Raw genomic sequence first — 12,134 nt, forward strand, 5'->3', positions numbered from 1 at the left:
ATAAGAGGCTGCACTTAAAGTGTACAACCTCTTGTTTATAATTTATTTAATCTTTATACTTTTATTTAAATACTTCTGATGTATATACTGCCGTATTAACATTCTCTTGTGTAACTAATACAGGCCAGTAAAACTCTGCACCTCTCCATCCTAATACTTCTTTTCCCGTTTGTTTCATTAACATTAATGTAGGCTCATATATTGCCATTAATTTAGCTTTTCTTAAATCATTATCTCTATTGTAAGGCATATCAGAATAATATCTTGACGTTTTTCTAAGCCTTGATATTTCTCTATTTATACCTACATAAATATTAACCTTTTCTCTGCTTAAATAATTAATTAATGATATAAAAGCCTCTTTATCAATACAATTATCACTTTCAATTTCTATAGATTCATATACATTTCTAATAATCTCACACGCTTCCTCTTTACTAATAGAAAATGTACCAGCTATCTTTCCATTATTATTAATCTTTATAATATTATCTATGGCCTCAATATTTTTTCTAATGTATGTTTTATATCCAGTTTGAAAACCTACTGGAGTTGTAGTTTTTCCTGGTCTAAGTACATGAGTATTGCTAATTCTAATTTTTTGAGGCGAACATGGTATTACTTTACCTCTTTCATCTTTGCTGATAAATATTACGCCCTTTTCAAAATTTCCTTGTTCAAAATCTTCTCTTAACTTAGAATCAAAATCATTAATTTTAGACATTCTATCATATAAATCTCTAGTTGTATAAAATCTAGTTACAGATAAATCTTTTTTGCTTCTATACCCATACATTCTTGAATGTTGTAATACTGTGTCTTGTTGCATCTTTTGAGGTGATCTTCCATAATAAAACCCTATAAGATTTGATATTGTTATACCTCTATCTAATATTTGCCCACCTATAAATATATTTAATGGGGTTCTAAGCCTTAATTGACCATCATCATCTAATAGTGCATTAATATCATTCTCTGAATTAACTATTACTCTAGTTATCCATTCTTCTTTTATAGCCTTTTTTACGAATTCATTTACTTCTTGTAATTTGGGAATTTCAAATCCATAAGCTTTTATAGATTCGTAAATATTTTTATATCCTTCTGAAATAAACTTGTCTAATAATTTACTATTTGATCTTGCCTCATCTTCTAATTTTTCAATTAATTCAGATATTAAATTTTCTTGTCTTCTATGTGCTGCTTTAGCTATCTCTGTATGTATTATAAAGCTAAATTTATTATTTTTACCTCTTGGCCTGCCTCCATTTTGCATTATTCTAATACATCCAGCTATAATAAAATTAATTATGGCAGTTCTTAATCCTTTAACCTTATCACTCACAAGAATCTCTTCTTCTTTAAAACGTCTTCTATCACTACTCTTAATAATACTTAATTCATTTTCATCTATTGCATGAAATAAATATTCTCCAAGTGGATTCTTTTCCCTATCAAAATAATATTCTCCTCCTATATATCCTTCTCCATATGGAACTAAAATTGTATTTGCTGGCTTTATAGGCTTTATATCTTTATCTTGTCCCAAGTTTATAGTCTCTGGCTGCAAATATAATGAATATGGTGTTGCTGTTACTTGTATAAACTTACAAGTTAACTGTAATCTTAAATCATTTATTTGAGATGCAATTTTTCTTAAATCAAAATCATCTGTTTCTTTATTCTTATCATAACCTATACTACAAAAGTCTGCTTCATCATCTATTATTAAACATTTCTTATTTTTATCTAAAGCATATTTTTCTATAAAATCTATTAGTTTAGGTAGATTATTTTTTTCTTTTTTAACTACAATTATCATTTTTTTATCTAATTCAAATTTAGACATACTTGGAGGCATACACATAATATCAAATATATCTAAAATATCATCATCTATAAAATAATTAAACTCCTGTCTCATTCTTGCTGTAGTCTGTTTTGCTAATGCATTTGAGTTTTTTGTTAATACAACTGCTAAATCGTAGCCATTATCAAAAGCTAAAGAAATTACCCCTATAAAGGATCTTGTCTTACCACTTTGTATTTTTCCTAACATCATTAATGGTTTATCTCCTATTTCATCTAATTTAGAAACAGCTTGTACAACACATTCATATGTATCTTTACTATATTCTTCACTTTTTATACTAAAGAATTCTCCATCTAATATCATATTTTCTCCTCCAATTGACATATATAATTAATGCAATTCTGAATAATCAGCTTTTAAATATATCTTATAATCATTAAGTTTTATATTATATTTATTTAACATTTTTATTATTAAGTTTCTTATACTATTTGCACTAAGATTAGTTTCTACATAAATATTGGCATTTTTTATTTCTCTAGGAGATTTCATTGTTGGTAATTTTACTCTTGAAAAATAAATAACTTTTTTCCCATTCATCTTAGGATCATCAACAAAATTTGTAATAATATCTTTATTTTTACTTGCTAAATAATTTATTGTTTGTGTAAGTGCTCCTTTCCAATCTTTAATTTCATATTTTTTACCTTCTATCATAAATGCACATGGTCTTTTATTTGTTAAATCTTCATATAAATTATGCTCTATATTTGTATCTACTAAATAATCACTATAATTTGGTATTTGTTTTCCATAACTTTCTTCTTTCTCATTTGATTCTTCTATATTTCTCTCATCTATAATTGTATCTAAATCATCTATTACTTTCTGTATTCTTTTATTTATATTATATAATTCTTCACTATTTGAATTTAATTCTGATACCTTTTTAAACTCCTTATTTACAAAAGATACATTTAACTTTTCTCCAACTTGCTCTATAGCGCTATCTATTGATGCTACTAATAGATCCAGTGCTTCTCTTATATCTCCAACTGAACTCGGTGCTTCTACATTCAAAAATTCAAATACTTTCATATCCATAAATATACTTTCCTTTCAATAAACAATATATTTTCTTAAAATTAATATACAGATAAAAGATTGTATATTTTTAATACAACCTCTTATCATAAAATAATATTTTAACTTATTTCTATTGCATTCTCTTTAATTTCTTTTATTGTACTTAACAACTTACTTCTAACATAAATATCATCTTTAAAAAGTTCAACTATATTACCTACAGTTCTAAACGATCTTCAGTTAAAACTCTATTGTCATCTCTCATTACATTTTTAACTACATAATAAACTATAAGTTTTACAAAATGTATTTGAGAAGAATTTAAGTTTTCATTATTTAAAAACTCTGCGAATACTTCATTTACAGTATGTCTGTCTAATATTTACATATATTATAATAAAAATATATTTCACTCTATCTCCTAAAATATTATTACCTCTCAATAAAAGTATTTCTTTAACTTAAGTAAATCTTCTGTATATATCGGATATTTTATTAAAATTTAAAATATTTGTGTAATTAAGTATATAACATTCTTATACAATACACTTGATGATATCTGCTTATCCAATAATCTATTAAAAAGATCTCTATCTAAATTTTTATCATTCATATTAATAATTATTACTTTACTTTTATTTTTGCTATCACAAATATATACCTTACTCTTACTACCTACAAACTTTTTATTCCTTCCTATTCTTCTATTCTTTTGAGCATTTATTATAACATTAGATATATCTTTATTTTTAATGCTTCCTATATTTTCAATCTTATTTATCTTATTTGTTTTTCTCTTATATTTTCTGTTTTCAAATTTATCTATAGGATCAAAGTTAGAGCATAATTTTCCATTACCATTAATATATTCTAAAGCTATATTTTTCACTTTACATACCCCATCCACATAATTAAAACAATTTCTACAACTATATTTTTTTGTTTTTCTCTCTCCTATATATTCTATATAACCTGAAGTCCCCTGCATATTAGTTATTCCCATATTTTCTATCCCCTTTTACCCAAATCATTATACTTTTAAAATTCATTTCATTATAAACCATATATTTACATAATTAATTATATTTAAATTTTCTGAAAAAGTATACAAATCATATAAATATTTATTTTTTATTATTACTTTGTTTATACTTAAAAATATTTCTTAACTTAAGTAAATCTCCTTTAGGATTATCCCATTGATGTCTTGAAGGATGAGGTACATATAAAATCTCTCTTCCGTCTAAAATTAATTCTTCCTTTATTTTATTAAAATAACTTTCTGCAAACTTTCCACAAACTATTATTTTAGTTCTATTATCTGAATTTATATTATTAAATCTAACTTTAAAATCTTTCAAAAGCTTTTCTTCTATAAGATTAGCTTCATTATCTCTATGCTTTAATAAAGTTTTATAACCACTTCTTATAAGCTTACATACTCCATTTAATAATGACTTATATTTATTATCCAAAATATTTATTTCTTGAAGTGGCACTTTTGATATATTTATAATTGAAATATCCTTATTAAGATTAAATTTAACATACCTTCCAAAGCTTTCATTAATAGAAATCCCCATAAACTTTCCCATATCAATACCACTTTTTCCTGCAACAGGATATCCATTCTTTACTTCATCATTATGAGGAGATTCTAAAATAAAAATATATTTACTAATACTTTCTTTAAAAACTATATCAGAAACAATATATCTTTTATCTTCATAATATTCATTAAATAAATCTACATAGTTTATCTCATTATTTTTTTCTATAGTCATAACTAACATCTCCAATGCAAAAATTCTTCTTTCACCTTACTTATTATTAATTATATATCAAAAAGCTAGAAATTAATTTTATAATAAAATATAAATACCTCTTAATCCTATATGTCTTTTATATTTTTATAAATAAAAAAGTTAAGTAAATTACTTCACTTAACTTTTTAAATTCAATAAATTAAATTCACATTAATTTATAATCAATTTGCTAATATTTTAATTATTATCCTCCAATTTGTCCTTCAAGTCCTTCTTCTAGTACAACTTCTAACAGCATATTCATATACTCATTACTTAAAATATCAATACCTTCCATAATATATTTACGATTAAGCCCAGTATACTTATCTTGTCCCATACGATGATAAGGCAAAAGATGAAGTTTTCTTACACCATTTAATCCCTTTGCAAACTTTGCTATTTCTCTTATTTCTTCTTTTGTATGATTAAAGGTTGGAATTACTGGAACTCTTATAATTAAATTAGAATGAGACTTTGCAATTATATTTGCATTTTCTAAAATAATTTTATTATCTCGCCCTGTAAACTTCTTATGTTTTTCTCCATTAATATGCTTTATATCCATTAAAACAGTGTCTACTTCTTCAACAATATCTTTAACAATCGCTTTATCAACACCTGCTGTTGTTTCTATAGCTGTTGATATTCCAATTTCCTTGCAACTATGAAGCAATGCTTTTGAAAATAATCTTTGACACATACATTCTCCTCCTGATAAAGTTACACCTCCACCAGAACGTTTATAATATGGTCTATCTTGTTCTATTTTTTCTAAAACTTCTCTTACAGTTACATCTTGTCCAATAGTTTTAACTTTACCATTTACAATCATTTTTTCTATGTCAAAATTTTGTGATTCTGGATTGCAACACCACTGACACCTAAATATACATCCTTTTAAAAATACTATTGTTCTAATTCCTGGACCATCATTCATTGAAAATTTTTGTATATCAAATATTCTTCCCTTAACATCTAAATAATTCATATTAAAGCATTCCATATACTAAAATCCATTTTGTTCTGTACGATTAATAATATCATCTTGTAATGACTTAGATAAAGATGTAAAAAGAGCACTATATCCAGCAACACGAACAACTAAACTTTTATATTTTTCAGGATATTTTTGAGCTTCTAGTAATGTTTCTCTGCTAACTACATTAAATTGTATATGACTACCTTTTTGATCAAAGTATCCTCTAATAAAATTAATAAAAGCTTCAATTCCAGTTCTTCCCGCTAAAACTGATGGGTGAAATTTTTGATTAAATAATGTTCCATTTGATGCAATTCCATGATCTAATCTAGCTACTGAATTTGCCGCTGCTGTTGGTCCTAAAACATCTTTTCCTGCTGACGGTGAAACTCCATCAGCTACTGGAGTATAAGCTAATCTTCCATCTGGTGTTGCCCCTGTTTGTGCTCCTAGTGGAACATTTGCAGATACAGGATAAAGTCCTGCTTGATATTTACCACCTCTAGGATTTTTGTATTCTTGTAATGGCTTAGTGTATACATAAGCTACATCTCTAGCAAAGGCATCAACTTCCTTAATATCATTTCCAAACTTAGGTACATCATTAATTAAATTGAGTAATTTTTCATAATTTTTATTTTGAACTTTAGAAATTGATTTTGTTATTTCTTTGATTGTTTCTATATTTATTTCTTTATTTTCACTTGCTAATTTTTCTATAACTTTTTTTGTTATAGTTTCAATACTTTCCTTTGATAATCCTTGTCCATAATTATTTATAAGAGCTTCTTTATATTCTTTTAAAGTTACTTTCTTTTCATCAAAAACTAATTTCTTAATTGCATACAATGAATCAGCCATATTTGCAACTCCAAAACCTTGTGGTCCTGTAAAGTTATATACAGCTCCGCCCTCTTGAACTGATTTTCCTCTTTTTATACAATCATCAACCATACTAGATAAATAAGGAAGAGGACATCTTTCCATATGAGCTACATCTATTGAATTATCTGCATTAACTAATAATTCAATACAATATTTCATTTGTTTTTTATAAGCATCATAAAAATCCTCAAAAGTTTTCATATCATTAATATCGCCTGTTTCAATACCAACTAACTCACCATCAAAATATCCATTACTAAAAACTAATTCTAATGGCTTACACATATTGAAAAATGCTGCATCGTGCCATCCATCTGTTTTACCTGATTTTTGTGGTTCAACACATCCTATTATGTTGTAATCTCTAGCATCTTCTAATGTAAGCCCCCTATTAAGTAATGATGGAATAATAACTTCATCATTATAATAAGCTGGAAGCCCTATACCTGTACGTGTTAACTTAGCTGCTTTAATTAAAAACTGATGTGGAGTTCCATTCCAAACTCTAATTGATAAAGATGGTTGAGGTAACATTACATGCATTGATGCCTCAATACACATATAAGATAATTCATTTGTTACATCTAAACCATTTGCATCTTGTCCACCAGCTATTAAATTTTGAAATAATCCATATCCTGCAAAACCTTCTGCTGATGCCTCATCTCTTACTTTATTTAAATCATTTAATTTAACCCATATACAATCCATTAATTCTTGAGCAAATTCCTTAGTAATTTTTCCTGATTCAATATCTGCCTTATAATACGGATACATATACTGATCAAATCTTCCTGGTGATATAGAATGTCCACTTGATTCTACTTGCAGTAACATTTGTACAAACCAAAAAGATTGGCAAGCTTCATAAAAACTTGTTGCTCCCTTTGCTGGAACTCTCTCACAATTTGATGCAATATTTAAAAGTTCTTCTCTTCTAACAGCATCATTACAGTTTTTTGCCATATAACGTGCCATATTTGCATAACGATTTGCATATTCTATTACAGCTTTTAAAGATTCAATAACTGCCCTTAAAAAATTACTCTTTTTAGCATAATCCATATCTGCTACATTGCAATTTTCTAGTTCCTCTTCTACTTCTCTTATAATTCCTTCATATCCTATTTCTAAAACTTTTTCATATTTTACAGTAACATGTCCAACACCATTATAATAATAATTTCCTGGAGTAAATATATTGTGATTTATAGCATTAATTGTTTCCTTCGCCATATAAGAAGTTGCTAATTCACTTGTTGTTTTTCCCTTCCAATACTTGTACACATCTCTTAATATAGCTTTATTTTCTTCTGATATATAAAAAGGATCTGCACTTCTAAATTGAACTGTATCAAATTCTTTTTCAAGCCACTCATAAGAAAACTCTGGAAATACCTGACAACTTCTTGGAGCTATTGTTGCACTTCCAACTATTAATTCATCATTCCTAATAATTATAGGAATATTTTTTAATATGTGAGAAAATGCCTTAGACCTCCTTACTATAATAGGTTCTCCTTCTGTCATTTTATACGATTCTGTTAATAACCTAGCCCTATCTGATTCTATTTCAGGCATCTTTTTAAATAAATTATCTACAAGCCTAGTAATTCTTGAACTTTTCTTTATCTCATAAATTTCTTCCCCCATACTCGCCTCCCAAATATATTTAAATCTTTTATTTTCTTTTTTATTATTTTACAATTATATTTTATAACTATTTTTACATTTTTTCAATTTATTTACATTTATTTTTCTGTTATTTATTTTGTTTTATTGTTTTTATAAAAAAATATAATAATAAAATAGATAAGAATACAGAAGTCTTAAGTAATATTTTAAAATTAATAAATACTAATGTACTAAAAATTTAAATATCAAAGGAACTAAAATATATTAAAAAATTTATAACTAATAAAAAAGGACTTTATCACCTTTGAAAAGTCCTCCTTTTAATAAACTACTATCTATAATTTACTTTCATATTATTTACCATTATTACACACTTAGAAAATACACCATGTACAACTTTAATATTACTATTTTTACTAAAATAAGGAGTATCGTACATCTCAAATACTATTTCTCTTTTATTCTTAAAGTCAGTTACATAAATTCTATAATAACGTCTTCCACCCTTTTCTGTAAAATCTTCTATACCTGTACACACTCCAGTTAAAGATGTGTAAAACCCCAAAAAATATTCTAGCAATGAAGAAATATTTTTAAATATTATTACAGCAAAAATTAAAACAAATATAGAGTTAGCAAACTCATATGCAAACAATATAGATACTAATGTATAAATTATTGAAATTTCTTTAAAAGTTCTTCGATTTTGTGGAATATCTTCTTTTGGATTAAACCAAATTTTATATCTCCAAAGTATATTACTATATAAAGTATCTTCGTCAGCTCCAGCCATAGCCATTTTCCATTTTAGTCTATGATCTGTAAATATTGTTGCGTATATTCTCTTTGTATAAATTATTAAGCATATATAAGCCACTTCCATAATTAATGAAGATGTTATTAAAAGCAAGTCCTTAAATATAATTATTGTAATTAAAATATAAACTATAAAAACTATATTTAAAAATATTAATGGAGTTAACTTTATTTTTATCCTAAATTTATCTTCTTCTGATAATTCAGGAGTTTTATTGAAGGCCACTGATATAAATAAAGCTATTAAAATAAATCCAGTCATTCTTGTTACTATTTCTATATTTATTTCTTGTAAATAAGCAAAATAGTATCCTTTTTGCTCAAGAACATATAGTAAATCTGACACTATATTTACTATGATTACACCTAATGCAAGCCACCTTAATGATTTTATATTTTGTATTCCCAATATTAAACTTTCCTCCCCTTTTATAACATAATTATATGTTATCAAAAGTTTATTTATTTTTATATTTATTTTTTATATTTATTTTTTATATTTTAAGTTAAATAAAATATTTTTTAACTCTAATTATTTATACTTAATAATAAAATAAAAAAGCCCTTGAAAATTCTATAAACTAGAAATTTTCAAGAACTTTATTTACTACTTCTTAATTAGCTTAACAACAGTCTCACCATGAGGAGTGTTTGGGAACATATCCTTAACTCTTGTTCTCTCAATTACATATCCTGCATTAACAAGACCTTGAAGATCATTAACTAAAGTCTTAGGATTACATGAAACATAAACTATTTCCTTAGCATCAAATCTTATAACATAATCAAGTGCCTTAGGACTAACTCCACTTCTTGGTGGATCTAAAATTATAATATCTGGTTTATCAGTAACTTGTTTAATAGTTTCTGCAACATCACCAGCTATAAATGTACAATTATCAAGACCATTAAGCTTAGCATTTTCCTTAGCAGCTTCAACTGCTTCCTCAATAAGCTCAAGTCCAACAACCTTCTTAGCTTTTGGTGCTACAATTTGACCTATTGTTCCTGTTCCACAATAAAGGTCAAAGACAACTTTGTTATCTGAATCACCCATAAATTCTCTAACTATACTATAAAGGCTTGCTGCCCCTTTAGTATTAGTTTGAAAAAATGAAAATGGTGATATTTTAAACTTTAATCCTAAAAGTTCTTCCATTATATAATCTTTTCCATAAAGAAGATTAACCTTTTCTGGTATAACAGCATCTGAGAATGAATTATTTTCTGTATGAAGAAGTGATACAAGCTCTCCGTCAAAGTCTAATCCTTTAATAATCTCAGCCCAATTTGTTAAATCAAAATCAACTTGAGTTGTTGTAACTAAGTTAACTAAAAGCTCTCCTGTATTTTTAGCTTTTCTTATAACTAAATGTCTTAAGTAGCCTTCTCTCTTCATAACTCTATAATATGGAAGATTAGTTTCTCTAAAATATTCAACTGTTGCCTTTATAACTTTTCTAAAATCTTCGTCAACAAGTTTACACTCATCAACAGTTATTATTCCAAAACTTGCATTTTTCATATGCATTCCAAGGCAAAGTTCTCCACCTTTAAATTCATCACCAAAAGTAAATTCCATTTTATTTCTATATTCAAATTGATCTTCGCTTCCTGTTACTCCCTCGTATTCTCCAGTAGTAACATCAGCCTTTACAAATAAATCTTTAACTTCTTCTCCTAAAAGCTCTAATTGCTTTTCATAAGAAAGATTTTGTGATGAACATCCACCACATATTCCAAAATGAGGACACTTTGGTTCTATTTCATAAGGTGCTTTTTCTATAACTTCTAAAAGCTTAGCTTCAGTATAAGCTTCTCTATTTTTCTTAACTCTTGCCTTTACTATTTCTCCAGGGAATGCTCCTTTTACTAATACTTTAGTGTCATCTAAAATTCCAACACCAACTGATGGAAACTCAGTTTTATCTATTTTAACTGTAATTTCTCTTCCTCTACCTCTTCCTCTTCTGCTCACTAACTTATATCTCTCCTATCATTTAATTTTTATTTTATCCTATAGCTAATATTCTTTTTCCTATAGTTCTCTTTTTCTTTATTTCAAATATAGATTTATATAGTATATTAAATATTATAAATATAATCAATAGAACTCCTGATATATCACTAACCATATATCCCATAAGTCCTATTAAAATATCAAATATTACTAAACCTATAGCTGATACACCTAATATTATAGCCTCGTCTAATATAGTTGCAAATAAAGTTTTTATAAATGATGGATTTTCATCAATTTCATTATCAATTATTTTAGACTTATTTTCTTTAATTTCATTTTTTTCTTTAATGTTATCTTCTTTTATAACTTCAACCTTTTCATTAACTTCTAAATTATTATCTTTATTATTACTCAATTAAAAAGCCTCCCAAAGTTAATTATTTAAGTCCCTCTGACTTATTAGTAAACTTATATATTTTAGTTGATATTGTATAAACTATGTAATCTTTACTAACTGCATACTCTTCAACTAATCCATTTATTGTGTTATCTATTATTCCTTCTGTCTTATCACTTTTAATTATATCCATTATTTTCTTATTTATTTCATCATAATTTCTATTAGCTTCACCAGTCATTATAGCTGAATATTTTGCTAAAGAAGTATCGCCTATATTAAATTTACCATCTTTAATAGCCCCTTCTCCATCAAACTTAAGTGAAAGCTTCATTTGAAATCTTCCTGAATCTTGAGCATCTCCAATAAGTTGCTCTTCAAATTGCATACTCTCTAATTTATTTGCTTCTGGATTTTTATTATCTAAATATATTGATTTTATATTAGCAGTTACTCCATTTACCTTATCTACTTCATCTTCTTTTTTATACTCAAGTTCAAGCTCCTTAGTTAAGTCTTCAACTTTAGTCATTAAAGTGTCCCCTTCTTTTACAAACTCATCATGAGTAAAATCCATTATCCAAGAACCTTTTAAACCATCAAACTTCTTTTGTTGCTGTTCTGTAACTTGTGCTTGTTTTGTAGCATTATTAGTTGATTCATTTATTTCATTTGTTTTATTTCCACAACCAGCTAATGAAAATAATAAAGTAGATGATATTATTAATCCTATAATTTTTTTTGACATTATT

General features: G+C 26.3%; 10 protein-coding genes. All 10 read right to left on the minus strand.

Annotated elements, in window-relative coordinates:
* Positions 1-61: 61 nt before the first annotated feature.
* Positions 62-2,176: a Z1 domain-containing protein gene (locus AC4FQW_RS06350; protein WP_491147932.1), complete on the minus strand. Its 2,115-nt coding sequence runs from the start codon at positions 2,174-2,176 to the stop codon at positions 62-64.
* 27 nt (positions 2,177-2,203) lie between these two features.
* Positions 2,204-2,917: a hypothetical protein gene (locus AC4FQW_RS06355; RefSeq protein WP_303129861.1), complete on the minus strand. Its 714-nt coding sequence runs from the start codon at positions 2,915-2,917 to the stop codon at positions 2,204-2,206.
* A gap of 484 nt (positions 2,918-3,401) precedes the next feature.
* The gene (locus AC4FQW_RS06360; protein WP_303129863.1) at positions 3,402-3,902 is read right to left on the minus strand and encodes a hypothetical protein; all 501 of its coding nucleotides are present in this window, start codon (positions 3,900-3,902) and stop codon (positions 3,402-3,404) included.
* A 121-nt stretch (positions 3,903-4,023) separates the two neighbouring features.
* Positions 4,024-4,683 carry a hypothetical protein gene (locus AC4FQW_RS06365; protein WP_491147934.1) on the minus strand — a complete coding sequence of 220 codons (660 nt, stop codon included), beginning with the start codon at positions 4,681-4,683 and terminating at the stop codon, positions 4,024-4,026.
* A gap of 226 nt (positions 4,684-4,909) precedes the next feature.
* Complete coding sequence (locus tag AC4FQW_RS06370) at positions 4,910-5,695, minus strand: glycyl-radical enzyme activating protein (RefSeq protein ID WP_491147936.1); 786 nt, start codon at positions 5,693-5,695, stop codon at positions 4,910-4,912.
* Positions 5,696-5,713: 18 nt separating this feature from the next.
* A complete protein-coding gene (locus tag AC4FQW_RS06375; protein WP_491147938.1) occupies positions 5,714-8,224 on the minus strand; it encodes a glycyl radical protein in 2,511 nt (836 codons plus the stop codon).
* Between the two features lie 313 nt (positions 8,225-8,537).
* Complete coding sequence (locus tag AC4FQW_RS06380) at positions 8,538-9,431, minus strand: hypothetical protein (RefSeq protein WP_491147940.1); 894 nt, start codon at positions 9,429-9,431, stop codon at positions 8,538-8,540.
* A 198-nt stretch (positions 9,432-9,629) separates the two neighbouring features.
* Entirely contained in the window at positions 9,630-11,000 is a 1,371-nt protein-coding gene (gene rlmD, locus AC4FQW_RS06385) for a 23S rRNA (uracil(1939)-C(5))-methyltransferase RlmD (RefSeq protein ID WP_491147941.1), read from the minus strand.
* Between the two features lie 34 nt (positions 11,001-11,034).
* Positions 11,035-11,400: an RDD family protein gene (locus AC4FQW_RS06390; RefSeq protein WP_491147943.1), complete on the minus strand. Its 366-nt coding sequence runs from the start codon at positions 11,398-11,400 to the stop codon at positions 11,035-11,037.
* 22 nt (positions 11,401-11,422) lie between these two features.
* Positions 11,423-12,130 (minus strand): hypothetical protein, encoded by a 708-nt coding sequence (locus tag AC4FQW_RS06395; RefSeq protein ID WP_491147945.1) that lies wholly within the window; start codon positions 12,128-12,130, stop codon positions 11,423-11,425.
* Positions 12,131-12,134 lie beyond the last annotated feature (4 nt).

The organism is Clostridium sp. TJA085 (assembly GCF_058310235.1).